The organism is Kitasatospora sp. NPDC051853, assembly GCF_044452665.1.
Classification (GTDB): domain Bacteria; phylum Actinomycetota; class Actinomycetes; order Streptomycetales; family Streptomycetaceae; genus Kitasatospora.
Genome location: NZ_JBITBY010000012.1, coordinates 236,749 through 260,071 on the forward strand (window position 1 = coordinate 236,749; position 23,323 = coordinate 260,071).

Genomic DNA, 23,323 nt, shown 5'->3' on the forward strand with positions numbered 1-23,323 from the left:
CATGTCCGTCAACAGGATCAAGCACAAGGTCAACCACGTCTCCCTCGTGGTCGACAAGTCGGGTTCCATGCAGCAGCACGAGGCCCAACTGATCCGCGTGGTGGACGAGTTCGTGAAGGGTCTGCAGGAGGAGTCCGACCGGCTCGGGCACGAGACGCGGGTCAGCCTCTACGCATTCGACCACGAGGTGCACAATCTCGTCTGGGACATGGACGTCAAGCACCTGCCCTCGCTGAAGGGCCTTTACCGGGTCGAGAACGGAGCGACCGCGCTGATCGAGGCGGCGGTGAAATCCGTGGACGACCTGAAGAACATCTGGGAGGGCTACGGCGAGCACTCCTTCCTCCAGGTCGTCGTCACCGACGGCGAGGAGAACGCCTCCGGCTGCTCGGAGACCGGCAAGATGCACGTACGGATGCAGGCCGCCAAGGGCGCCGCCGTGCTGCGCTCCTGGACCGAGCGGATCCACACCGCGATGGAGGAGCTCCCCGAGCACTGGACCTCCGCGATCCTGGTGCCCAACTCGCTGGCCAAGCGCACCGCCCAGGAGTACGGCTTCCCCGCGGGGAACATCGCGATCTGGGACGCCGACTCCACCAAGGGCGTCGAGGAGGCCATCGGCACCGTCAAGTCGGCCGCCACCAGCTTCCTGCGCGGCCGCGAGCAGGGCGTGCGCGGCACCAAGAACCTGTTCGCCATGGGCCAGGACCTCAACGCCGCCGACGTGAATGCCAGCCTGGACGCGCTCGACGCCGGCAAGTACATCCTCGTCCCGGTCGACGAGCAGCTGCCGATCCGTCAGTTCGTCACGGCCGCCGGGCACCCGTACAAGACCGGCTGCGCCTTCTACGAGCTCTCCAAGCGCGAGAAGATCCAGGCCGGCAAGCAGCTCGCGGTGGCCGAGAAGGACCCGGCCACCGGCCGGATGACCGGCCGGGTCTTCACCGGCCCCGCCGCCCGCCGCCTGCTGGGCCTGCCCGCCACCGACACCACCGTGAAGCCGGGCGACAACCCGTCCTACACCGTCTTCGTCCAGTCCACCTCGGTCAACCGCAAGCTGGTGGCCGGCACCAAGCTGCTCGTCATGCTGTAGCGGTTCGGCCGGGCCCGGTCGGTTCGGTCAGGTCCGGCCCGGTCCGGCTCAGTGGAGGTGCACCTCCAGCAGGGTGCGGCGGAAGAAGGCGACCGCGTCCGCCGCCACCCGGCGGCGGACCGGCTCGCCCGACTCGCCGCCGTCCACGAAGAGCGGGTCACCTTCCGGAGCGACTCCTCGTCGATCAGTTGGCCGATCGCGGGGCAGATCAGGACGAACTCCTCACGCTGCTCCGGCGCGTAGCGGGCCTCGACCGCCATCAGAGGGCGCCGCCGCCCGTCCAGGGAGGCCGCCGGCCACCGGACCTGACGGCGACCCAGGTGGCGGGCCTTCAGACGGAGGCCTTCAGACGGAGGCCGCCGCGACGGCGGCGGAGAGCGACGGGAGGTACGGGCCCGGCCAGCCGTCCTCGCGGGAGTGGGCGTCGTTGGTTGCCCAGTCCTCGGCCCGCAGCATCATCGCCGTCATGCCCTGCCCGCTCGCCCCGGTCAGCTCCCCGCCCCCGCCGTCGCCGACGTAGCGGCCCGGCCCGGGCCGGTAAACCCGTTGAGGGCCGGTGCCCCTGCCCCGATGATCGTCTCCTGAGGAGCCCCGCCCCCGACCACAGGAGAGCGACGCGTGACCGAGCTCGACCAGCCCCTCGGTACCCATCTCGCCCACGAACTGGCGCACACCGCAGGGATGTTCGCCACCGCGGCCCGGCACCACCGCTCGTACCCGGGCCTGGACGACCCCGACCTGGTCGAGGTCGCCGCCGCCGTCCGGCAGGCGGCGGACCGGCTCGCCGAGGCGCTCGAGGACCTGGCCCACCTCGCGGCCCCGGGGCAGGACGAGGAGACCGGTGCCTGGCACCGGGCCCGGCACAGCGCCCTCGGCCTGCGCGACCACCTGGCCGGCCTCGTCCCGGCCTCGTACGAGAACGAGCGGCTGGACGACGGGCTCGGGGAGGTGGCCCGGTTCACCGAGCTGCGCAAGGCGCGCTTCCGGACCTACCCGCGCTGATCCTCGGGGCCCGGCGGACAGGTGGACCGCCTTCTCCGTCGGGGCTGAACGCCACCGCGTTCACGCCGCCGGCCCGGACCGTGATCAGCCCTGGTCCGGAGCGTCGGCCCGCTCGGTCGGTTCAGCGGTGACCTGCTCCAGCAGCGCCGTCGGCGACGGCATGACGGCGTACCAGGTGTTGGCGGTCTCGTCGGCGGCCGGGGCCCAGGCCGCCACCACGGGGAGTTCACAGTGGTCGCCGGCCTCCAACGGGGGCAGCGTCCAGGACATGCCCTTGGAGCGGACGTAGTCCACGCCCCACCCGCTGAACGAGGACCGGTGCACCTCGTCCATCAGCGCTGCCCACCGGCGTGGTGCCTCTCCCGCCTCGGCGGCCCAGCAGATCGCCTCCTCGTCGTTGCCCCCGATGGTGAGCCGGGTCGTCTCGTCCTCCACCGTGACGGCGGCCAGCACCTGCCCCCCGTCGTACCCTCCGTCGGCGCCTTCCGGAAGCGGCTCGGAGAGTCCCGCCGAGAACTGCACCCGCCCGAGCGGCACGAGGGCGTCGATCCGCCAGACCGCTGCGCGGCAGCCGGTCAGGGGGCCCCAGTTCCCGGGGTCGAGCTCGGGGTCGTACGGGGTCAGCAGCAGCTCGACGCGGGCCTCGGGCGTCACCCAGCGGGCGAGCGTACGGTCGCCGGGCAGGTGGAACTGCTCGTCGGGTCGCAGCGGAAGGCCGGTGCTCCCGACGGAGGTGGCGAAGGTCAACGGACCGAACGGCGTCTCGATGGCGGGCTGATCGGCGGAACGCAGGCGGGTGCGGGGGACGGTGGGGAGCAGCACCGCGTCAGCCTACTGCGGCGTGACCCGCCGAGAGCCGCCGTCCCTACCGAGGGCGGGGAAGCGCCGGCAGGTCCAGGGTCACGTGCAGGCCGCCCCCGGGGCCCGGGGTGAGGGTGAGCAGGCCGTGGTGGGCGGTGGTGACGGCGCTGACGATGGTGAGGCCCAGGCCGTGGCCGCGGCGGGCGGGGTCGGTGGCGGCGGTGCGGCCGCGGCCGCGGAGGAAGGGCTCGGTGAGGGTGGCCACGGTCTCGGGGGTGAGCGGGGCGCCGGTGTTGGTGACGGTCAGTCGGACGCGGTCGGGGTGCCGCGGGTGGGGGCCGGTGGTGAGGGTGACGGTGCCGCCGGTGGGGTGGTTGTGGCGCAGGGCGTTGTGGAGCAGGTTGAGCGCGGCCTGACGGAGCAGCACCGCGTTGCCGGTGGTGGGCGCCGGGTCGAGCGAGGCGGTGACGGTGGTGGCGTGGGCGGCGGCCTCGTCCCGGACGGTGGCCAGGGCCTCCCGGGCCGCGGCGGCCAGGTCGGTGGGGGCCAGTTCGGGCGGGGACTGGTCGAGGTCGGCGAGCTGGAGCAGGGCCTCGCTGACCTCGATGCCGCGCTGGTTGGTGTCCTGGAGGCGGGCGACCAGCCGGCCCCAGTCCTGGCCGCCCGGGTCGGCGGCGGCGACCTGGAGCATGGTGCGGGTGACGGCCAGCGGGGTGCGCAGCTCGTGGGAGGCGTTGGCGGCGAAGCGCTGCTGGGCCTCGAAGGAGTGCTGGAGCCGCTCCAGCATCTCGTCGAAGGCGTCGGCGAGTTCGGTGAACTCGTCCCGCGGCCCGCTGAGCGCCACCCGGTGGCCGAGCGCCCCGGCGGCGGCCCGCCGGGCCGCCCCGGTGAGGTCCTGGAGCGGCCGCAGCACCCGCCCGGCGATGAACCAGCCGCCGACCAGGCCGACCGCCGTCATCAGGGCCAGGGCGTAGCCGCCGGCCGCCAGCAGCGATTCGAGGATCTCCTGACGGGACGGCGCGTCCGAGCGGTAGCGCGGGTTGGAGGAGGTCAGCGGGTAGTTGGGGATGTACTTCATGGCCACGTAGATGACCGCCAGCGCCAGTGCCCCGGCCGCCACGGTGAAGATCGTGTAACTGAGCGTCAGGCGCATCCGGGCCGTCAGGCGGCGCGGCCTCGCGCGGGTGCCGGCGGGCGGGTTCACCGGACGCCCTCCTCGGGCAGGCCGAAGCGGTAGCCGACGCCGGGGACGGTCTGGATCACCCAGGGGTCGCCGAGGCGCTTGCGCAGGCTGGAGATGGTGATCCGGACGGCGTTGGTGAACGGGTCGGCGTTCTCGTCCCAGGCCCGCTCCAGCAGGTCCTCCGAACTGATCACCCCGCCCCGGGCGGCCATCAGCACCTCCAGGACGGCGAACTGCTTGCGGGAGAGCGCGACGTAGCGCCCGTCGCGGTAGACCTCGCGGCGGAACGGGTCCAGCCGCAGCCCGGCCTGCTCCAGCACCGGCGGGGCGGACTCGGCCGGGCGGCGGGCCAACGCGCGCAGCCGGACGACGAGTTCGGCCAGGTCGAAGGGCTTGGTCAGGTAGTCGTCGGCGCCGAGCTCGAACCCGCCGACCTTGTCGCCCAGGCGGGCGGCGGCGGTCAGCATCAGCACCCGGCAGCCCAGGCCGCGCTCCACGATGATCCGGCAGACCTCGTCCCCGTGGGTGCCGGGGATGTCCCGGTCCAGGACCACCACGTCGTAGACGTGCACGGCGAGCCGCTCCAGCGCGGCGTCACCGTCGCCCACCACGTCGGCGGCGATCGCCTCCAACCGCAGCCCGGCCTGCACCGCCTCGGCCAGGTAGAGCTCGTCCTCGACCACCAGGACCCGCACGTGCCGTTCTCCCGTCTGTGCCGCTCATGTCCGCTTGCGTGGTCCATTGGACCTCATCGGACGTATCGAAAACGTATCGGCCCGCGCGTACGTCCTCGCAACACCGCCCCCGGTCGACTGGTTCCCGGCAACACGGACCGACGAGGACGGGAGTACGGGATGGGCGTGCGACGGGTGGGCAGGCGGCGGTTGGCGGTGGGAGTCGTCGCGCTGGTGGTGCTGGGCGCGCTGGGCGTGTGGGCGGCGGGTTCGGGGGCGGCCGGTCTGCGGGGGATCACCGCCATGATCGGTGGCGGGGAGGCCGGGCCGGAGGACGGGGCGGTCCCCGCCGGGGCCGGGCTGAGCCCCTTCGACACCCAGGCCCCGGCGGTCGGCAAGCTCGACCCGGCGCTGCTCGCCGCCCTGCAGAAGGCCGCCGTCGACGCCCGCGCCAAGCGCATCGAGATCACCGTCACCTCCGGCTGGCGCAGCCGGGCGTACCAGCAGGGCCTGCTGGACCGGGCGGTGGTCGAGCACGGGACCCTGGACCGGGCCCGACGGTTCGTCAACACGCCGGACTCGTCCACCCACGTGGCGGGCAAGGCGGTGGACGTCGGGCCGACCGACGCGGCGTACTGGATGGCCGAGTACGGCCCGCGCTACGGGCTCTGCCAGGTCTACTCCAACGAGGTCTGGCACTACGAGCTGCTCACCACCCCGGGCGGTGCCTGCCCGGCGATGCTCCCGGACGCCGCCGGATGAGCGCGGACACGGTGCGGGCTCCCGAGGACGCCCCCGAGGACGCCCCAGCGGACGCCCTGGAGAACTCCCCCGAGGACGCCCCCGGTGCGGAGGAGGTGCGGCCGCGGTGGCGCCGGGGGCTGCGCCCGGCGGGGCTCGGGGTGCTGACCGCGCTCGCGCTCGCCGGGCACCGGCAGCTGCCGGACCTCGGCCTCGGACTGCGCAGCCTGTGGCAGAGCGTGCTGCCGTGGAGCGGGGTGGTGGCGGTGGGACTGCTGGGGTGGGCCGCGCTGCGGCGGGCGCCGGCGCCCGCCTGTGCGGCGGGGCTGCTCGCGGTGGTGTGGACGGTGATGTTCGGGCCGCTGCTGACGGCCGGTCAGGCGGCCGGTCAGGCGGCGGGCGGTGAGGGTCTGACGGTGGTTACCCACAACGTGATGGAGGGCAACCGGGACCCGGCCGGTACCGCCCGCGCCCTGCTGGCCGCCCACCCCGACCTGGTCGCCCTGGAGGAGGTGACGGAGGCGGCCTGGCCCGCGTACCGGGACGCACTCGGCACGGAGCTGCCCCACCACACCCGCTCCGGCACCGTCGGCCTGTGGAGCCGCCACCCCTTCACGGAGGCGGGCCGGCTGGTCATCGACCCCGGGTGGAACCGCTCCCTGCGGGCCGAAGTCCGCACCCCCTTCGGCCCGTTGGCGGTCTACGTGGCCCACCTCAACTCCGTCCGCCCGCACCTCACCGGCTTCGTCACCGGCCACCGCGACGGCAACATCACGGCCCTCGCCCAGGCGGTGGCGGCGGAGCCGCTGCCCCGGGTGGTGGTGCTGGGCGACCTCAACACCGCCCCCGACGACCACGCCCTCGCCCCGCTCACCGAGCAGCTGACCCTGGCCCGCACCGGCTTCGGCCTCACCTGGCCGGCCGCCTTCCCGGTCACCCGCATCGACCACGTGCTGACCCGGGGCCTGTCCGCCGACACCTGGACCCTCCCCGCCACCGCCAGCGACCACCTCCCCCTGGCGGGACGGCTCCGGCCGTGACGGTGGGTCAGGGGCGGCGCGGGGGCGGTCAGGGCAGGCACCGCCGGCGTGCGGCCTCGGCCTCGGCCTCGACGACCTCGGCGATCCGGGCCGCGAGGAACCCGGCCGTCCCGCCGGGGCTGGTGAACGGTGCCTCGCGCCGGTCGTCGGCCACCGGCGTGTAGGGCAGCACGGTCACGGCGGGGGACGGGACGGTGGGCGGCAGGGCGTCGGCGTGGTGGAGCACGAGCATGTCGGCGACGAAGCAGGTGACCGCCCCGTCGGCGTCCCGGCCGATCCACACCGGGTAGCACCCGTCGCCCGTGCCGCTGGCGTAGGCGATCAGGTTGGTGCCGGTCGCCGGGTCCTGGACCTCGACGGCGGCGGGCGCGCCCTCGCCCCAGAGCCCGGGGTCCCGGTGCTGCTGGTGGAACAGCTCCGGGAGCGTCGCGCGGCCGGTGGCGTCGAGGAAGCAGCCCATGGCGGTGTCGACGCCGAACCCGTAGTACTGGCCGGCCCCGAGCAGCCGGCCGTCCTGGTCCGGCCGCAGGGCGAGCTCCCAGGTGCTGGTCGGCCGGTCGGTGATGCGCAGCATCGCCGCCGGGGTCTCGCCCCAGTCCTCCCCCTCCCAGCGCATCGTGGCGATCAGCACCGGGTAGTCGCCCGGCGGCACGGTGACGGTGAAGGGGTCCTCGTGCTCGCCCGTGGTGCCCGGGTCCGCGGCGGTGACGGCGCCGGAGGGCAGATGGAGCAGGCCGACGGGCTCGGGTTCGGTGACGACCGCGACGCGTTCCTCCTCGTCGGCCAGGCGGCTCCCCGGCGTGAAGAGCGCCTCCAGGTGGCGCGGGGCCAGCGGTCGCGGCGCGGCCCAGCCGGGTGCGGCGGGGGCCGCCGGGGCGGGTGCGTCCCACGGTGCCGGCACCAGGTCGACCGGGCCGCGCAGACCGAGCAGCGTGGCGTCGGCGTACGCCGTCCAGGCACCGAACTCCGCCTTGGCGGCCGAGCGGTGCCCGGCCGGGACCTCGGCGCGCACGGACATCGACCCGTCCCCGGCCAGGACCACGGTGGCGCGGCCGTCCGGACGGACCGTCACGGTGAAGCACCGGCCGCCCTCGGGGTGCTCGGGGCCGGAGTCCGAGGCGTGGCGCCACTCCTGATACCGCCTCAGGTGCAGTCGGCCCGGCTCCAGCTGCCGGTACTCGTACTCGCGGTCGCGCCGGGCCGCCCCGTCGAGCAGGAACAGCCCGAGGTAGCCGTGCCGCCAGTCGACCAGGAACAGCGCCTTCGGCCGCCGGTGGACGGTGAGCAGGGCCGCGTACGGCTCGCCCGCGCCGTCCCGCCGGCGGGCCTCGGCCTCCGGCAGCCGGCCGACGCCGGCCCGGGCCACCGGATCCCAGCCCTCGTGGTACCCGACCTCGACCGTCGTCCCGCTCCCAGCCGTCATGCCCGCCCCTGCCGCGCTCCGCGTGATCCTCGAACGGGCGCCACCGTAGCCACGGCCACCGACAGCGGTGACGGCGGGGCGGGGAGGGCGGGCACCGGGGCCGCGCCGGTCACCGTGGGTGACGGGCGGCGGCGCACGGTGCGGGCGTCCCAAGGGAGGTCTCGCTGAGTGGCCGGGGCGGGGTCACACTGGGTGGTGGGGGTGGCCCCGAAGTGAAGAGGCGTCGTCATGAGCAGTCGGCTTCGCCGCCTGGGCGCGGCAGCGGCAGCGGTTACCTTGGGTCTCGGTCTCGCCTCCTGTGGCGATGCCAAGGAGTCCTCCGGCGGAGGAGGCGGTACGGCGAGCGGCGGTCAGGTCCGGATCGGGCTCCTGCTACCGGAGACCAAGACCACCCGGTACGAGCAGTTCGACCGGCCGCTGATCGAGCAGAAGATCAAGGAACTGGCCCCGCAGGCGCAGATCGACTACTACAACGCCAACGAGAACGCCACGACCCAGCAGACCCAGGTGGACACCGCCCTGACCAAGGGCGACAAGGTGCTGATCCTGGACGCGGTGGACGCCAAGGCGATCCAGTCCTCGGTGCAGAAGGCGCACGACGCCGGCGTGAAGGTGATCGCCTACGACCGCCTGGCCCAGGGCCCGGTCGACGCCTACGTCTCCTTCGACAACCGCAAGGTCGGCGAACTCCAGGGCCAGGCCCTGGTGGCGGCCGTCGGTGACAAGGCCGGCGCCGGGTCGATCATCATGATCAACGGCTCGCCCACCGACCCCAACGCCGCCGACTTCAAGGCCGGCGCGCACAGCGCCGTCGACGGCAAGCTGAAGGTCGGCAAGGAGTACGACACCCCCAACTGGGACCCGAACAACGCCAACCAGGAGGCCGCGGCGGCGATCACCGCGATCGGCGGCTCCAACGTGGTCGGCGTCTACTCGGCCAACGACGGCATGGCCGCCGGCATCGCGACCGCCCTCAAGGCGGCCGGCCTGAGCGTGCCGCTGACCGGCCAGGACGCCCAACTCGACGCCGTGCAGCGGATCCTGGCGGGCACCCAGACCATGTCGATCTACAAGCCGTTCAAGCCCGAGACCGACCGGGCCGCGCAGCTGGCCGTCGACTTCGCCCAGGGGAGGACCCCGGACGCGGCACTGCTGCCCGTCCAGGTCACCAACGGCAGCGGCAACCAGGTGAAGGCCGACCTGATCACCCCGGTGGTGCTGACCAAGGACAACATCAAGACCACCGTGGTCGCCGACGGCCTGTACTCCGTCGACAAGATCTGCACCCCCGACTACGCCGCCGCCTGCAAGGCGGCCGGCCTCCAGTAGGGGCCGGACGTCATGACGGGCGAGACCATACTGGCCCTGCGCGAGGTCTCCAAGCGGTTCGGCGCCGTGCAGGCGCTGACCGGCATCGACCTCGAGGTCGGGGCGGGGGAGGTGGTGGCCCTGGTCGGGGACAACGGGGCCGGGAAGTCCACCCTGGTGAAGGCCATCGCCGGGGTGCACCAGCCGGACCGGGGGACGATCGAGTGGCAGGGCCGCCCGGTCACCATCCACCGGCCGCAGGACGCCCAGCACCTGGGCATCGCCACCGTCTACCAGGACCTGGCGCTGTGCGACAACCTCGACGTGGTCGGCAACCTCTTCCTCGGCCGGGAGATCCGGCGCTTCACCGTGCTGGACGAGGTCGCGATGGAGCAGCGCTCCCGGGCCCTGCTGGACACCCTGTCGATCCGGATCCCCAGTGTGCGGATCCCGGTCGCCTCGCTCTCCGGCGGCCAGCGCCAAGTGGTCGCCATCGCCCGGGCGTTGATCGGCTCGCCGAAGGTGGTGCTGCTGGACGAGCCGACCGCCGCGCTCGGCGTCGAGCAGACCGCGCAGGTGCTGGACCTGGTCGAGCGGCTGCGCGAGCAGGGCCTGGGCGTGGTGCTGATCAGCCACAACATGGCGGACGTGATGGCGGTGGCGGACACCGTGGCGGTGCTGCGGCTGGGCCGCAACAACGGCGTCTTCGACCGCCGTTCGACCACCCGGGAAGAGATCATCTCGGCCATCACCGGCGCCACCGACAACGCGGTGACCCGCCGGCAGGCCCGCGGCACGGAGGGCTCGCCATGAACGGGCAGACTCCCGGCGGTGGCCACGAGCGCCACCCGCTCCCCGAGGACCGGATGCCGAAGGGCGGCGTCAACGCGCCCGTCCCGGTGGCGCCGAACGCGACCCCCGCCATCGACCCCCGGCTGATCGTGCGTCAGGAGGGCCTGCGGGGCTACCTGGGCGAGTTCCGGCGGCGGCTGCACAGCGGTGAGCTGGGCTCGCTGCCGGTGGTGCTGGCGCTGGTGGTGATCTGGGCCGTCTTCGGCAGCCTGGACAGCAGCTTCCTCTCGGCCCAGAACCTCTCCAACCTCTCGCAGCAGATCGTCGGCACCGGCATGATCGCGATCGGCGTGGTCTTCGTGCTGCTGCTGGGCGAGATCGACCTGTCGGTCGGCTCGGTCAGCGGCCTGTGCGCGGCGATCTTTGCCGTCCTGAACGTCACCCACGGCGTCAACGCCTGGGTGGCGATGCTGGTCGCCATCGCGGGCGGTGCGGTGGTCGGTGTGATCCAGGGCCTGTTCTTCGCCAAGGTCGGGGTGCCCGCCTTCGTGGTCACCCTGGCCGGAAACCTCGGCTGGAACGGCGCGATGCTGCAGATCCTCGGCGCCAGCGGCACCGTCAACCTCTCCGGGAACGACATCGTCTCCCGGCTCTACAGCACCATCTACGGCCAGCAGGCCGCCGCCTACGGAGCGGCCGCCGTCGCGGTGCTGCTCTTCCTCGGGGCCTCGCTGCTGGAGGCCCGCCGCCGCCGGAGCGCGGGCGTGCCCTCGCGGCCCGCCGCGGACATCGCGCTGCGCACCGCGCTGCTGGCGGTGGTCGCCTTCCTCGCCGCCTACACCCTCAACCAGTACAAGGGCCTGCCGCTGGCCCTGCTGATCTTCCTGGTGTTCATCGTGGTGCTGGACTTCGTGCTGCGCCGCACCTCCTACGGCCGCCAGGTCTTCGCCCTGGGCGGCAACATCGAGGGCGCCCGGCGGGCCGGCATCAACGTGGCGTGGATCCGGATCAGCGTCTTCGCGATCTGCTCCACCATGGCGGCGGTCGGCGGCCTCTTCCTGGCCGCGCAGATCCAGTCGGCCAGTCAGACCTCGGGCGGCGGCAACCTGCTGATGAACGCCATCGCGGCGGCCGTCATCGGCGGCACCAGCCTGTTCGGCGGGCGCGGCTCGACCTGGTCGGCGCTGCTCGGCGCCCTGGTGATCGGCTCCATCCAGTCCGGGATGAACATCCAGGGCCTGAGCAACGCGATCCAGTTCATGATCACCGGTGCGGTGCTGCTGGCCGCCGTGGTGGTCGACTCGCTGGCCCGCCGCACCCAGCGGGCGGCAGGCCGCGCCTGACCGTCCGTCAGGCGGCCGCCTCCCAGGCGAAGCCGTCCGGGTCGGTGAAGGACCCGACGCCGCCGGCCAGCACGACCCGGTGCGAGCCCTCGCCCTCCACCGGGACGCCGAGGTCCTTGGCCAGCGCCTTGCGCTTGTAGAGCGCCAGCTTGACGGAGCCGTCGGCGGCCGGGACGAACTCGGCGTACTTGCCGCCGAAGCTCCGGGCCACCGTCAGGCCGCGGTCGACGTAGAACTGCCGAGTGGCCTTCACGCTCTCGACGCCGATCAGCAGCACCAGGTCGTCGATCACGTGGGTGGCCGGGCCGTCGTCCTTCTTCGCCGAGGTGGCGATCTTCCAGATCGTGCCGTCCGGGGCCTGGACGACACCGCTGTAGCCCCAGAAGCCCTTCGCGGCGGGCTTCAGCACGGTGGCGCCGGCCCCGACGGCGGCGTCGAAGAAGTGGTCGACGGTCGACGGGCCGGCCACGGTGAGGGCGAGGGTGAAGCCGCGGAAACCGGCGGTGCCGGCCTCGGAGGCCCGGAGCTCGACGCGGTGGTCCACGCCGAAGGAGCGGTAGAAGGTGCGGGCCGCCTCGACGTCGGCCACCTCGAGGGTGACGGAGCGGAGAGCGGTGCCGGAAGCGGAGGAAGTGGTGTTCGCCATGACCACCACGCTAGGGGCCGGGGCACCGCCGGCGCTTCTCCGATCCTGACCGGTCTCGCGGGACGCTTCGCCATGGTGTCCGCCCGGCTCAACCGAGGACGTACTCGGCCGCGTTGGTGTGCCGGGCGCCGACCAGCCAGCCGGTGCCGGTGCCGTCGTCGTTGCGGCTGATCACGGTGGTGTCGTGGCCCGCGTGGACGCCGCGGTGGGTGGCGGCCGCGGCCGTCGCGGTCAGCAGGGGGACCGCGAGGGCGGCGAGGCCGAGTGCGCCGAGCAGGCGCTGGTAGGTGGTCATGCCGACCCCAACGCGCGGACCGACGGAGCGTCACCCCGGCTACGCCGCCCGGGCCGTGCGCGTACTGCACCGACCGGGTGACATCGCACTCGAAGGGGTTCGCCGTTCGGCCGGACGAGTTAACGGGCGTGACCTCGGCACTGGGCCGTTTGCCATGATCGGACCCATGCGAACCTTCGGCAAGGCGCTCGGCGCCTTCATTGCGGCATGCGCTCTTTCGGCCCTCCCCACCACCGCTTTCGCGAGCAACGCCACCGGCCAGGCCGGCAGCGGGAACGTGGCCATCGGCCAGGGCTCCCGGGCCGACAACGGCGGGGTCTCCTCCAACTACGCCAACGTCACCTCGGTGACCGCCGCCGACTCCAACGTCGGCAACACCCTCGACCTCTGGCCGGGAGCGGTCCTGGTCGTCCCGACCGCCCACTGACGCACCGCCCGCGGCGGGCCCCGGCCGGAGCGCTACGGCCGGGGCCCGCCCCCGCTCGACCGGACCCGAGGACGGACTGGTGAATCCGGAGACGACCCTCCTGTCGGTCTTCACGCCCGAAGGCAGGGCTGACCCGTACCCGGCCCTGGCCGAACTGCGGGAGAAGGAACCGGTGTTCTTCAGCCCGGCGATCGGCTCGTACGTCCTGACGCGCTTCGCCGACTGCCGGGCCGTGCTGGCCGGCCCCGAGTTCCTGGTCCCCGACCGGGAGTGGTGCGAGCGGAGGATCCCGGAGGGCACGGGGCACCCCGCCGCCGGGTTCTTCTACTCCTCCATGCTGGCCACCGACGGCACCGCCCACGACCGGCTGCGCCGCCCGGTGGTCCGCGAGCTGACCGCCCGTCGGGTCGCCGCGCTGTCGGCCCGGGTGGAGGAGCTCTGCACCGGGCTGCTGGACGGCTTCGCCGAGGCCACCGCCGGTGGCGCGGCCGCCGACTTCCAGGAATCGGTCGCCGTCCCGCTGCCGGTCGCCGTGGTCGGCGAGCTGATCGGCGTCCCGCCCGGGGACCGCCCGGGACTGCGCCTGCTGGGCGACGAGACGAGCAGCCTCCTGGAGCCCGTCCGCACCCCCGAGGACTGGGCCCGCGCCGACCGGGGCGTCACCGGGCTGCGGGAGTACTTCACCGCACTGCTGCGCGAACGCCGGGCCCGCCCCGCCGAGGACCTCGCCTCCGCCCTGGCAGCCGGACCGCCCCCGGAGGACGGCGGCCTGACGGAGCGTGAACTCGCGGACCTGCTGGTCCTGCTGTTCACGGCGGGGTTCGAGACCACGGTCGGGATGCTCGGCCAGGCGGTGCACGCGCTGCTCGCCCACCCCGGGCAGTGGGCCCTGCTGCGCCGCCGCCCCGAGCTGGTGCCGGCCGCGCTGGAGGAGTCGCTGCGCTGGGACGGTCCCGTGCCGATGACCGAGCGGATCACCTCGCGGACGGTCGAACTCGGCGGGGTGGGCGTCCCGGCGGGTGCCAGCCTCATCACCGTGATGGCGGCCGCCCACCGGGACCCGGCCTGTTTCGCCGACCCGGACGCCTTCCGGGTGGAGCGCACCGACGGCCGGGTGCTGGGTTTCAGCGCGGGCGCGCACTACTGCGTCGGCGCCGCGCTGGCCCGCCTGGAGGGCGCCGCACTGCTGCGCCAACTCATCGTCCGCTTCCCGGAGTTGAGACCGGCCGGCCCGCCGGTCAGACGCACCGGCGACGGACTGCGCGGCTTCACCCGGCTGCCGCTGACCGCCTGACCCCTGCCCCAGCCACCCCGAACCCCGCTCCGGAGGAGCCGACCCGTGTACTTCCTGCAGCGCGAACGCGCCGCCCTGGAGACCCACCTGCCCGGCCTGGACGCCGCCCTGGCGGCCCAGCCCCTGGAGCGGCTGGAGAGCGCGCCGAGCCCGGCCATCGGCGCGTTCCGCGCCTGCGGCGGCCCCGGCCTGCTGGTGCCCCGCGCCCTCGGCGGCAAGGGGGCGGGCGCCCTGGCGGCGGTCCGCCTCCAGCGGGCGGTCGGCGCCCGCTGCCCCTCGCTGGCGGTGGCCACCACCATGCACCACTTCTCGGTGGCCGGCCTGGTCCGCTCCGCCGCACCGGGCGGGGCGGAGGAGCGGCTGCTCGCCTCGATCGCCGCCGACGGCCTGCTGCTGGCCTCCGGCTTCGCCGAGGGCAGGGCCGGCCAGAACATCCTCAAGCCGCACATCACCGCCCAGCGCCGCGGGGACAAGGTGGTGCTCAACGGCAGCAAGATGCCGTGCAGCCTCTCCCGCTCGATGGACCTGCTCACCGCCTCGGTGCTGCTGGCCGACGAGGACGGTGTGGAGCGCCTGGCCGTCGCCCTCGTCCCCGCCGGGACCCCCGGCGTCGAGGTGCGCCCGTTCTGGCGCAACCCGGTGCTGGCCGGGGCGGAGAGCGAGCAGGTGGTGCTCACCGAGGTCGAGGTGGACCGCGAGCAGGTGCTGCTCACCGAGGTCACGGCCGACGCGGTGCCGGACGACCTCAACACGGCGGGCTTCCTCTGGTTCGAGCTGCTGCTGACGGCCGGTTACCTCGGCGTGGCGTCGGCGCTGGTCGAGCGCGTGCTGACCAGGCCGGGCGGCCCGCCCGAGGACCCGGCCGTCCACCTGGTGGAGGTGGAGGCCGCGACGCTCGCCGTCGAGGCGGTCGCCCGCGCCGTGGACGACGAGGACCAGCCCTGGGACGACGGCCTGCTGCTGGCCGCCCTGACGGCCCGTTACGCCGCCGAGGACGCCATCGCCCGCTCCACCCGCGGCTGCCTCTCCGCCCTCGGCGGGATGGCCTTCGTCGGCTCGGGGGAGGGCGGCTACCTGGCCTCGGCCGCCGGGGCGCTCGGCTTCCACCCGCCCGCCCGCTCCCGGATGGCCGGCCCGCTGCGCGAGTACCTCGGCGGCCGCCCGCTGCGGATCGGATGACCGGGGTGACGGCCGCCACCGGCTACCGGGTCGAGGTGGTGCGCGGCGTCGACGCGCTCCCGCCCGGGCTCTGGGAGCGGCTGGCCCCGCCGGACGACCCGATCTGGTCGCGCCAGGTGCTGCGCGCCATGGAGGCGGGCGCGATCGGCCCGGACGGGTACGCCCACCTGGTGCTCCGTCAGGACGCCCCCGGGGCGCGGGAGGCGCTCGCGGTGCTGCCGGTCGCGCTCTTCCCGCGCCTGAGGCTGGACGAGGTGGTCGGGGCCGAGGACCGGCGCCGCCTCGCCCCCGTCCGCCGGCACCTGCCCGGCCTGCTGCGGGTGCCGATGCTGTTCTGCGGTCACCTGCTGGGCCAGGGACACCTGCTGACGGACCGCCGGCTCCCGCCGGCGGCCCTGGACGCGCTGGTGGCCGGGGCGCTGGCACTGGCCCGGCGCGAGCGCCTGGGCACCGTGGTGTTCAAGGACTTCGCCCCCGCCGAACTGGGCCTGCTGCGGCCCGCCCTGGCCTCGGCCGGCTTCTTCCCGCTCCCCGCCCTCCCCGACACCGAACTGCGCCTCGGCGCGGGCGGGTTCGAGGAGTACCTGGCCCGCCTGCCCGCCAAGGCGCGGCGCAACGCCCGCAGCAAGCTGCGCCGCGCCGCCGCCTGGCCCGGCCTGCGGACCGAGGTGCTGGCCGACTTCGCCCACCTGCTGCCGCAGATGCTCGGCCTGTACCGGCAGGTGATGGCCCGGGCCGACCAGCGGCTGGACGTGCTCGACGCCGCCTTCCTGGCCGCCGTGCACGACGGCCCCCCGGCCGGGCGCCGGCTGGTGGCCTGCTTCGAGGGGGAGCGGTTGGTCGCCTTCCTGCTCTGCCTGTTCGCCGGCACCGGCGCCACCGGCGCCCGGATCGGCCTGGACTACCGGATCGCCCACCAGGCCGGGCTCTACCACGCGGTGCACCACGCGGCGATCCGGCTGGCCCTGGACTCCGGGTGCACCCGCATCCGGTTCGCCCAGACCGCCTACCAGCCCAAGCTCGAACTCGGCTGCGAGCTGGTCGAGCAGTGGTCCGCGATGACCCACCTGCGCCCGCCGCGGCGGGCGCTGCTGCGCCGGGTGCTGCCCCCGGCCCTGACCGCCGCCCGCGCCCGGGCCCTCGGCCCGCACGCCCCCGCCCCCGATCCCGATCCCGATCCCGAGAGGTACTCCCGTGCCGCACGTTGAGGTGGAACTGCCGATCGCCGCGCCCCCGGACCTGGTCTGGGCGGCGGTGGTGGACGTGGAGTCGTACCAGCACTGGATGGAGAGCGTGGACGAGGTGGTGGTGGTCGAGCGGAGCGACGAGCGCCACCGCACCACCGCCTGGTCGGTGCGGCTGGAGGGCTCGGTGCTGCGCTGGACCGAGGCGGAGGTGATCGACCCGGCCGCCCGGCGCTTCGACTTCCACCAACTCACCGGTGACCTGGGCGAGTTCCGCGGCCACTGGACGGTGCGGGAGGGCGCGGACGGCGGCAGCCTGGTGGCACTCGGCGCCGAGTTCGACATCGGCATCCCGCTGCTGGCCGACATGCTCAACCCGATCGCGGCCGACGCCCTGCGGGAGAACGCCGAGCAGATGATCGCCGCCCTGCGCGACCGCCTCGTCCCGGCCGCGGCGGTGACGGCATGACCACCGCCTCGTCCCGGCCGCGGCGGTGACGGCATGACCACCGCCACGGCCACCGAGGTCTTCGACCAGCTGCGCCGCCACCTCTCCGCCAAGCTCGCGCTGACCGGCAGCTTCGCCGGCCGCGGCGCCGTGGAGGCGGCCGCCGAGGGCGCCCGGGTCACGCTCTCCGACGGGCGCCGGGTGCTGGACTTCGGCTCCTACGCCGTCACCCTGCTCGGCCACCGCCACCCCGAGGTGCTGGCCGCGGTCCGCCGCCAGTTGGACACCATGCCCACCGCGACCCGCAGCCTGGCCAACCCGGTGGCCGCCCGCGCGGCCGGGCTGCTCGCCGCCCACCTCGGCGGAGCCCTGCCCAAGGTGCACTTCGGGCTGAACGGCTCCGACGCGGTGGAGGTCGCCGTCAAGCTCGCCCGGCTGGCCACCGGCCGGGCCAGGGTGCTCGCGGTGCGCGGCGGCTTCCACGGGAAGTCGCTCGGCGCCCTGGCCCTGACGCACAGTCCGCTCTACCGGGTCGGCCTGCGCGGCTGCGCGGTGGAGGTGGCGCACCTGGACCCGGCCGACCCGCGGGCCCTCGCCCGGGAACTGGCGGCCGGGCCGGTGGCGGCGCTGGTCTTCGAACCGGTCCAGGGCGAGAACGGTGCCGTCCCGCTGCCACCCGACGTGCTGCGCGCCTGGTGCGCCGCGGCGGTGGAGCACGGCGCCATGGTGATCGCCGACGAGATCCAGTGCGGTCTGCGCCGCTGCGGCGAACCCTCCCTGGCCCTGGCCCTCGGCCTGCCGGTGGACGGCGTGCTGCTGGGCAAGCCGCTCGGCGGCGGCGTGGTCCCGCTCTCCGCCCTGGTCTGCTCCGAGCGGCTGTACGCACCGCTGGACGCCGACCCCTTCCTGCACTCGGCGACCTTCGGCGGCCACCCGCTGAGCTGCGCGGCCCTGCCGCCCGCCCTGGAGCTGACGGACCGTCTGGCCGGGCACGGCCGGGCACTCTCCGCCCTGCTGGACACCGGCCTCGCGGAGCTGCGCGCCCGCCACCCCGAGGCGGTGCGCGAGGTGCGGGGGCTGGGGCTGCTGCGCGGGGTGGACCTGGACACCCCCGCCCGCGCGGGCGCCACGGTGCTCGACCTGGCCGCCCGCGGCCTGCTGGTCTCGCCCTGCCTGGGCCGGCCGACCACCATCCGGCTGCTGCCGCCCCTGGTGGCCACCGAGGCCGAACTCGCCGAAGGGCTCGGCCTCCTGGACGCCGCCCTGCTCGCGGTGACCACCCGATGATCGCTCCGGCTCGACGAAGGACGGACATGCCCACGCGTGAGGAACTGGCCCTGGTGGTCAGGACGACCATCTCGGACGTGCTCGGCACGGAGGTCGAGGAGGTGCAGGAGCACACCAGCCTGCTGGCCGACTACGGGATCGACAGCCTGGAGCTGATGGAGATCGGCTCCCGGCTGGAACGCACCCTGGCCCTGCGGATCGAGGTCGAGGACCTGACCCGGGCCGAGGACGTCGGCCAGGCGATCGACCTGCTCGCCCTCCGTACGGCGGGGGCCCGGTGACGGCGCGTCAGGGCACCCGCCGCCCGGACGGCGGCCACCGGGTCGCGGTCACCGGGATCGGCCTGAAGACCCCGGCGGGCAACGAGGTGCAGGAGGCGTACGAGACGGTCCTCAAGGCCCGCCCCACCGCCTCGGTCTCCGCGCTCCTCACCGAGCGGGGCGTCTCGGTGCGGATCGCCTGCCTGGTCCCGCCGTTCGACGTGGAGTCCTACCTGACCCGCCGCGAGCTCCGGCAGATCGACCGGGCCGCCACCCTGCTGCTCTGCGCCGCCTCCGACGCCGTCGCCTCCGCCCGGTTCGCCGACTGCGGCGGCCTGTCGCCCGAGCGGGTCGGGGTGCAGATCGGCACCGGCATGGGCGGCCTGGCCAGCATGGAGCAGGTCACCACCGACCACTGGGACAGCCCCGGCGACCTCCCCGTGCACACCGTCCCGCGCACCATGGCCAACTCCGCCGCCTGCCGGCTGGCCCTGCGCTACGGCTACCGGGGTGCCTGCGCCACGTACTCCTCGGCCTGCGCCAGCGGCACCACCGCGATCGGCGAGGCGGCCCGGCGGATCCGCTACGGCGAGCTGGACGCGGTGCTGGCCGGGGGAGTGGACGCCCCGGTCACCACGGTGATCGTCGGCGCCTTCGCCAAGATGCGCGCGATGTCGGTGCGCAACGACGAACCCGCCCTGGCCAGCCGCCCGTTCGACACCGACCGGGACGGCTTCGTGATGGCCGAGGGCGCCGCCGTGCTGGTGCTGGAGCGCTGGGAGACGGCCCTGGCCCGGGGCGCGACGATCCTGGGCGAGGTGGCCGGGTACGCGGAGAACTGCGACGCCTTCCACATCGTCGCCCCGATCGAGGACGGCGGGATGGCCGCCCGCTGCATGCGGCGGGCCGTGGCCGACGCCGGTCTGGCACCGGCCGCCATCGGCCACGTCAACGCGCACGGCACCTCGACGGTGCTCAACGACCGGGCCGAGGCGCGGGCGGTCGAGCGGGTCTTCGGCGCCGGCACGCTGCCGGTCACGGCGATGAAGGGCGTGACCGGCCATCTGATCGGCGGCTCCGGCGCCCTGGAGGCCGCGCTCGGACTGCTCTGCGCCGCCCGGGGCGAGGTGCCGCCGATCGCCAACCTGCGCAGCAGCCCGGAGGCCGGGCTGGTCGACCTGGTCCGCGCGGCGGCGCGCCGCGTTCCGCCCGGGCGGCCGGTGCTCTCCAACTCCTTCGGCTTCGGCGGCCAGAACGCCTCGCTCGTGCTCATCCCCGCCTGAGCCGCCGTCACCTCCCCTCCTACGCTGGGACGATGCCATGCGAATCCTGCTGACCGGCGCGACCGGAGTGGTCGGCACCGAGACCCTGGGCCTGCTGCGGGCCACCGGCCACACCGTGGTGCCGGTGGCCCGCCGGGCCACCCCCGAGGCCCCGCTCCCCTGGCGGATCGGCGCCGAACCCCCGCCCGCCGCACTGGCCGGCCACTGGGACGTCATCGTCCACGCGGCCGCCACCACCCGCTGGACCCTCACCCGCCAGGAGGCCGTCGCCGCCAACCTCGGACCGCTGCGGGCGGTGCTGGCACTGGCCGACCGCGACACCCACCTGGTGCAGGTCTCCACCGCCTACGTCGGCGGCACCCGCAACCCCGGGGACCTGCGCGGCGCCGAGTTCGAGGGCTACCGCAACGGCTACGAGTGGTCCAAGGCCCGCTGCGAGGAGCTCGCCCGCGACGAGCACCCCGGCCCGCTCACCGTGGTCCGCCCGCCGCTGGTGGTCGGCCGCAGCGACGACGGGCGGATCGCCCGCTTCTCCGGCCCGTACACCATCCTCCAGGCCCTGGTCTCCGGCCTGGCCGCGGTGGTGGTCGGCGACCCGGACGGCTACGCCGAGATCAGCCCCGTCGACCAGGTCGCGGAGGTGATCGCGGCCGCCGCGCTGGCCGCACCGCCGGCGGCGCCGCGGACCGAGGTGATCGCGGCGGGGCCCGCCTGCCTGAGGCTCTCCGAGCTGCTGGACGTCATCTGCGGGACGCTCAACTCCTGCCGCGCCGCGCACGGGGCCGCGCCGATCGCCCGCCCGCCGCTGGTCCCGGTGGAGCGCTGGGACCGGTTCTTCCTGCCGCTGGCGGACCGTCACCTCTCGCCGTTCCAGGCCCAGGCGGTGAAGCTGCTCGCGATGTTCCAGAGCTACACCGCGATGACCGAGCCCTTCGCCCCCACCCACCCCGTCCGCGACCCCGCCACCGTGATGGCCACCGCCGTCCGGCACTGGGCCGGGGCCAAGCCCCGGCTGGCGCTGGCCCGCCCGGAGCCGTGGACCCGCTTCGCCACGGCCTCCTGAGGGGTGCTCAGCGCGGCCGCAGGCCGTCGGTGATCACCGTCAGGACGCGGTCCCGGGCCTCGGCGTCGGTGCCGAGCCGCTCCACCGCCGCGCCGGCGGCGACCAGCAGGGCGATCAGTTCCGGCACCGCCAGGCCGGGGCGGACGGCCCCGGCCCGCTGCGCGGACTCCAGCAGGGCGGTGAGCCCGCCCCGGATCGCCTCGCTGGGCCCGTGCAGTGCCGCGTGGGCGTCCACACCCGCCTCGGCCAGTGCCCGGGTGAACTCGCCCTTGCCGACGGAGCTCTCGACCACCAGCCGGAAGCAGCCGAAGAAGGCGTCGGCCGGGTCCTGCCCGGCGGCCAGCTCGGCGACCCGGGCGGCGACCTCCTCCAGCCGGCCGACCATCACCGCCTGGAGGAGCGCCTCCTTGGTGGGGAAGTGCCGGAAGAGGGTGCCGACCCCGACCCCCGCGGCCCGGGCGATCTCCTCGGTGGGCACGGCGGTGCCGCGGGTGGTGAAGACCTCCGTGGCGGCGGCCAGCAGCCGGGCCCGGTTACGGGCGGCGTCCGCCCGCAGCGGGCGGTCCTGACGGTCGGTCACCCTGCACCACACCTCTCGCCCGCCGGGGGCGGGAAAGCCTGGACAAGCGGAGTCGCCAGTCCGTATCGTCGTAAACGGAGTCGCTGGTCCGATTCTAGCGGCCGAACCGACAGGGGTGGATCATGCCCGGAACCACGTCGCCCGGCGAGGTCTTCCGACGGCTCGTCGAGGCGATCGGCGAGGAGCGCTACGGCGACCTCGCCGCGCTCTACGCCGAGGACGCCGTGGTGGAGACCCCGTTCCAGCCGGCCGGCCCCCGCCGGATCGAGGGGCGCGAGGCCCTCGCCGAGCGGTTCGCCCTGGTCGCCGGGGCGACGCCGGTCCGGCTGACCGCCACCGGAGTGGTGGTGCGCCGGACCGACGACCCCGAGGTGGTCGTGGCCGAATGGGACTACCTGGTGCACCACCGGCCCAGCGGACGGGAGTTCACCGTCGCCAACGTCCAGGTGCTGCGGGTGCGGGACGGCCTGATCGTCCACAGCCGGGACTACCACGACCACCTGGCGCTGGCCGTGGCCGACGGCCGGACCGAGGAGCTGGTGGCCGCCCTGCGGGCGTCCTGACGGCGGGTCAGCCCCTCCCGACGGTCAGGTCCGGGCCGGTGCGGGGGAGCGTCCACGGCGCGAGCGCGCGCGGGGCGGGCCGGTCGCAGAGGGTCTTGACGATCAGCGAGCCGATCGGCTGCCCGCTCGCCGAGTCGTCCCTGCCCACGTACGGGTTGTGGGAGAGCGCGAACTGCCGCGTCCCGTCCCGGCTCCCGAGCAGCAGCGTGCTCCAGCCGGGCAGCCCGCCGTCGTGGCCCCAGGCCGGCTCGCACCCCGGGCCGAGGTCGATCCGGAGCACGCCGAGCCCGTACGTCCCGTTCGGGACGCCGGTCGGCACGGTGGTGGTCAGCGCGGCCATCTCCGCCGGGCGCAGCAGCCTCCCGCCGAACAGCGCGGCGTGGAAGCGGTTGAGGTCGGCGGTGGTGGAGATCCCGTTGCCCGCCGCGTCCACCACGCTCGGGTTCAGCCGGGAGATGTCGGCCGGGCCGGCGGGCATGTCCAGGTACGCGTGGGCGTGCGGGCCGCCGAGGCCGGCCTGCGAACCGGGGAAGGAGGTGTGCTCCAGGCGCAGCGGCTCGACGATCCGGCGCTCCACCTCGCGCTGCCAGGGGCGGCCGGTGACCTTCCGGACGATCATCCCGGCGAGCACGTAGTTGGTGTTGGAGTAGCGCCAGCCCTGGCCGGGGGCGAAGTACGGCGGGTGCTCGACGCCCACCGCGACCAACTCCCGTGCCTGGTGGTCGCGGTAGCGCCAGTCGCCGTAGGCGTAGTCCAGCAGCTCGGCCTCGTCGTCGACCAGGAAGCGGTCGTCCTCGGTGAAGTTGAACAGGCCGCTGGTGTGGTCGAGCAACTGGCGGACGGTGATCGCGCCGCCGTTCGGGACCACCCCCGGCAGGTGGCGCTCCACCGGGTCGTCCAGCCGCAGCCGGCCCTCGCCGGCCAGCTGGAGCACGACCACGGCCACGAAGGTCTTGGTCACGCTCCCGATCCGGAACCGGCCGTCCGCGCGGGCGGGCCGGCCGCCGTCCAGCTCCGCCAGGCCGGCCGCACCGCTCCACCGGGTGCGGCCGATCCGGATCTCGGCGAGCGCGGCGGTCGCCCCGCCGTGCTCCACCAACTCCCGCAGCTCCTGCTGCCCGTCCACCCGGGCCCGCCGCTCCTCCCCGGCCGCCACCGGTACGGCGACCGCCGCCGGAGCCACCGCCAGCACGCTCGCCCCCGCCAACGCGGCGGCGGCGAGCCGCACCCCCAGCCCTGCCATGACGCCCCCTCTCCCCGGCCCCGCTCGGAGCCGGGCCACCACCCTCGCACCCGCCCCGCCGACGGCGCCTCCCCCTCACGGGGTGCCGGGGCCGCGTCCGGGGATGAGCCTGACGAGGGGTCGGATCCTCCTGGGGGAGCTTGACGTGGGAGAGGGCGGACACGGCGCTCG

At 74.8% G+C, this 23,323-nt stretch carries 26 protein-coding genes; 17 read left to right on the top strand and 9 right to left on the bottom strand.

The features are described 5' to 3' along the window. Position 1 precedes the first annotated feature (1 nt). Positions 2-1,093, top strand: a complete 1,092-nt coding sequence (locus tag ACIA8O_RS31390; protein ID WP_396297378.1) for a VWA domain-containing protein — start codon at positions 2-4, stop codon at positions 1,091-1,093. Positions 1,094-1,438: 345 nt separating this feature from the next. On the opposite strand, the gene ACIA8O_RS31395 is transcribed toward ACIA8O_RS31390, so the two are convergent. Beyond that, the gene (locus tag ACIA8O_RS31395) at positions 1,439-1,561 is read right to left on the bottom strand and encodes a hypothetical protein (RefSeq protein ID WP_396297379.1); all 123 of its coding nucleotides are present in this window, start codon (positions 1,559-1,561) and stop codon (positions 1,439-1,441) included. A gap of 150 nt (positions 1,562-1,711) precedes the next feature. On the opposite strand from ACIA8O_RS31395, the gene ACIA8O_RS31400 reads away from it, so the two are divergent. Further along, on the top strand, positions 1,712-2,095 hold the full coding sequence (locus ACIA8O_RS31400; RefSeq protein WP_396297380.1) for a hypothetical protein: 384 nt from the start codon (positions 1,712-1,714) through the stop codon (positions 2,093-2,095). Positions 2,096-2,179: 84 nt separating this feature from the next. On the opposite strand, the gene ACIA8O_RS31405 is transcribed toward ACIA8O_RS31400, so the two are convergent. From ACIA8O_RS31405 to ACIA8O_RS31415, 3 genes are read right to left on the bottom strand one after another with little or no spacing between them, the layout of a single operon-like run. Then, positions 2,180-2,917: a hypothetical protein gene (locus ACIA8O_RS31405; protein ID WP_396297381.1), complete on the bottom strand. Its 738-nt coding sequence runs from the start codon at positions 2,915-2,917 to the stop codon at positions 2,180-2,182. Between the two features lie 43 nt (positions 2,918-2,960). Then, on the bottom strand, positions 2,961-4,100 hold the full coding sequence (locus ACIA8O_RS31410) for a sensor histidine kinase (protein WP_396297382.1): 1,140 nt from the start codon (positions 4,098-4,100) through the stop codon (positions 2,961-2,963). Then, positions 4,097-4,774, bottom strand: coding sequence for a response regulator transcription factor (locus tag ACIA8O_RS31415; RefSeq protein WP_396297383.1), 678 nt, complete (start codon positions 4,772-4,774; stop codon positions 4,097-4,099). The genes ACIA8O_RS31410 and ACIA8O_RS31415 overlap by 4 nt, the downstream gene beginning before the upstream one ends. 159 nt (positions 4,775-4,933) lie before the next feature. Here ACIA8O_RS31415 and ACIA8O_RS31420 point away from each other — a divergent pair, with 159 nt between their 5' ends. Beyond that, a complete protein-coding gene (locus ACIA8O_RS31420; protein ID WP_396297384.1) occupies positions 4,934-5,515 on the top strand; it encodes a M15 family metallopeptidase in 582 nt (193 codons plus the stop codon). After that, the gene (locus ACIA8O_RS31425; RefSeq protein ID WP_396297385.1) at positions 5,512-6,534 is read left to right on the top strand and encodes an endonuclease/exonuclease/phosphatase family protein; all 1,023 of its coding nucleotides are present in this window, start codon (positions 5,512-5,514) and stop codon (positions 6,532-6,534) included. The genes ACIA8O_RS31420 and ACIA8O_RS31425 overlap by 4 nt, the downstream gene beginning before the upstream one ends. A gap of 28 nt (positions 6,535-6,562) precedes the next feature. Here the strand turns inward: ACIA8O_RS31425 and ACIA8O_RS31430 are convergent, their stop codons facing one another. Next, on the bottom strand, positions 6,563-7,957 hold the full coding sequence (locus ACIA8O_RS31430) for a DUF4241 domain-containing protein (RefSeq protein ID WP_396297386.1): 1,395 nt from the start codon (positions 7,955-7,957) through the stop codon (positions 6,563-6,565). 228 nt (positions 7,958-8,185) lie between these two features. Between ACIA8O_RS31430 and ACIA8O_RS31435 the strand changes: the two genes are divergently transcribed. Genes ACIA8O_RS31435 through ACIA8O_RS31445 form a run of 3 tightly spaced genes read left to right on the top strand, consistent with a single transcriptional unit; the run spans position 8,186 to position 11,400 of the window. Further along, positions 8,186-9,286 (top strand): sugar ABC transporter substrate-binding protein, encoded by a 1,101-nt coding sequence (locus ACIA8O_RS31435; RefSeq protein WP_396297387.1) that lies wholly within the window; start codon positions 8,186-8,188, stop codon positions 9,284-9,286. 12 nt (positions 9,287-9,298) lie between these two features. Continuing rightward, positions 9,299-10,078: an ATP-binding cassette domain-containing protein gene (locus tag ACIA8O_RS31440; protein ID WP_396297388.1), complete on the top strand. Its 780-nt coding sequence runs from the start codon at positions 9,299-9,301 to the stop codon at positions 10,076-10,078. Next, the gene (locus ACIA8O_RS31445; RefSeq protein ID WP_396297389.1) at positions 10,075-11,400 is read left to right on the top strand and encodes a sugar ABC transporter permease; all 1,326 of its coding nucleotides are present in this window, start codon (positions 10,075-10,077) and stop codon (positions 11,398-11,400) included. Before ACIA8O_RS31440 ends, ACIA8O_RS31445 begins: the two co-directional genes overlap by 4 nt. Positions 11,401-11,407: 7 nt before the next feature. Here the strand turns inward: ACIA8O_RS31445 and ACIA8O_RS31450 are convergent, their stop codons facing one another. Together ACIA8O_RS31450 and ACIA8O_RS31455 are read right to left on the bottom strand one after the other, a co-directional pair. Further along, positions 11,408-12,046 carry a glyoxalase gene (locus ACIA8O_RS31450; protein WP_396297390.1) on the bottom strand — a complete coding sequence of 213 codons (639 nt, stop codon included), beginning with the start codon at positions 12,044-12,046 and terminating at the stop codon, positions 11,408-11,410. Positions 12,047-12,134: 88 nt separating this feature from the next. Beyond that, positions 12,135-12,341 (bottom strand): hypothetical protein, encoded by a 207-nt coding sequence (locus ACIA8O_RS31455; protein ID WP_396297391.1) that lies wholly within the window; start codon positions 12,339-12,341, stop codon positions 12,135-12,137. A gap of 166 nt (positions 12,342-12,507) precedes the next feature. On the opposite strand from ACIA8O_RS31455, the gene ACIA8O_RS31460 reads away from it, so the two are divergent. The 9 genes from ACIA8O_RS31460 (at position 12,508) to ACIA8O_RS31500 (ending at position 20,766) form a co-directional block, all read left to right on the top strand. Beyond that, positions 12,508-12,768 carry a hypothetical protein gene (locus ACIA8O_RS31460; protein ID WP_396297392.1) on the top strand — a complete coding sequence of 87 codons (261 nt, stop codon included), beginning with the start codon at positions 12,508-12,510 and terminating at the stop codon, positions 12,766-12,768. A gap of 79 nt (positions 12,769-12,847) precedes the next feature. Then, positions 12,848-14,062, top strand: a complete 1,215-nt coding sequence (locus tag ACIA8O_RS31465; RefSeq protein WP_396297393.1) for a cytochrome P450 — start codon at positions 12,848-12,850, stop codon at positions 14,060-14,062. 45 nt (positions 14,063-14,107) lie between these two features. Further along, positions 14,108-15,241: an acyl-CoA dehydrogenase gene (locus tag ACIA8O_RS31470; RefSeq protein ID WP_396297394.1), complete on the top strand. Its 1,134-nt coding sequence runs from the start codon at positions 14,108-14,110 to the stop codon at positions 15,239-15,241. Beyond that, positions 15,238-16,449 carry a GNAT family N-acetyltransferase gene (locus tag ACIA8O_RS31475; protein ID WP_396297395.1) on the top strand — a complete coding sequence of 404 codons (1,212 nt, stop codon included), beginning with the start codon at positions 15,238-15,240 and terminating at the stop codon, positions 16,447-16,449. Before ACIA8O_RS31470 ends, ACIA8O_RS31475 begins: the two co-directional genes overlap by 4 nt. Continuing rightward, on the top strand, positions 16,436-16,894 hold the full coding sequence (locus ACIA8O_RS31480; protein WP_396297396.1) for a type II toxin-antitoxin system RatA family toxin: 459 nt from the start codon (positions 16,436-16,438) through the stop codon (positions 16,892-16,894). Before ACIA8O_RS31475 ends, ACIA8O_RS31480 begins: the two co-directional genes overlap by 14 nt. A gap of 33 nt (positions 16,895-16,927) precedes the next feature. Then, positions 16,928-18,160, top strand: a complete 1,233-nt coding sequence (locus tag ACIA8O_RS31485; RefSeq protein ID WP_396297397.1) for an aspartate aminotransferase family protein — start codon at positions 16,928-16,930, stop codon at positions 18,158-18,160. Positions 18,161-18,186: 26 nt separating this feature from the next. Further along, positions 18,187-18,441, top strand: coding sequence for an acyl carrier protein (locus ACIA8O_RS31490; RefSeq protein WP_396297398.1), 255 nt, complete (start codon positions 18,187-18,189; stop codon positions 18,439-18,441). Next, positions 18,438-19,703 (top strand): beta-ketoacyl-[acyl-carrier-protein] synthase family protein, encoded by a 1,266-nt coding sequence (locus ACIA8O_RS31495; RefSeq protein ID WP_396297399.1) that lies wholly within the window; start codon positions 18,438-18,440, stop codon positions 19,701-19,703. The genes ACIA8O_RS31490 and ACIA8O_RS31495 overlap by 4 nt, the downstream gene beginning before the upstream one ends. Positions 19,704-19,740: 37 nt before the next feature. Further along, entirely contained in the window at positions 19,741-20,766 is a 1,026-nt protein-coding gene (locus ACIA8O_RS31500) for an SDR family oxidoreductase (RefSeq protein WP_396297400.1), read from the top strand. A gap of 7 nt (positions 20,767-20,773) precedes the next feature. On the opposite strand, the gene ACIA8O_RS31505 is transcribed toward ACIA8O_RS31500, so the two are convergent. Next, a complete protein-coding gene (locus tag ACIA8O_RS31505) occupies positions 20,774-21,346 on the bottom strand; it encodes a TetR/AcrR family transcriptional regulator (RefSeq protein ID WP_396297401.1) in 573 nt (190 codons plus the stop codon). Between the two features lie 122 nt (positions 21,347-21,468). Between ACIA8O_RS31505 and ACIA8O_RS31510 the strand changes: the two genes are divergently transcribed. Continuing rightward, positions 21,469-21,909, top strand: coding sequence for a nuclear transport factor 2 family protein (locus ACIA8O_RS31510; protein WP_396297402.1), 441 nt, complete (start codon positions 21,469-21,471; stop codon positions 21,907-21,909). A gap of 7 nt (positions 21,910-21,916) precedes the next feature. On the opposite strand, the gene ACIA8O_RS31515 is transcribed toward ACIA8O_RS31510, so the two are convergent. Beyond that, a complete protein-coding gene (locus tag ACIA8O_RS31515) occupies positions 21,917-23,152 on the bottom strand; it encodes a serine hydrolase domain-containing protein (protein WP_396297403.1) in 1,236 nt (411 codons plus the stop codon). Between the last annotated feature and the right edge of the window lie 171 nt (positions 23,153-23,323).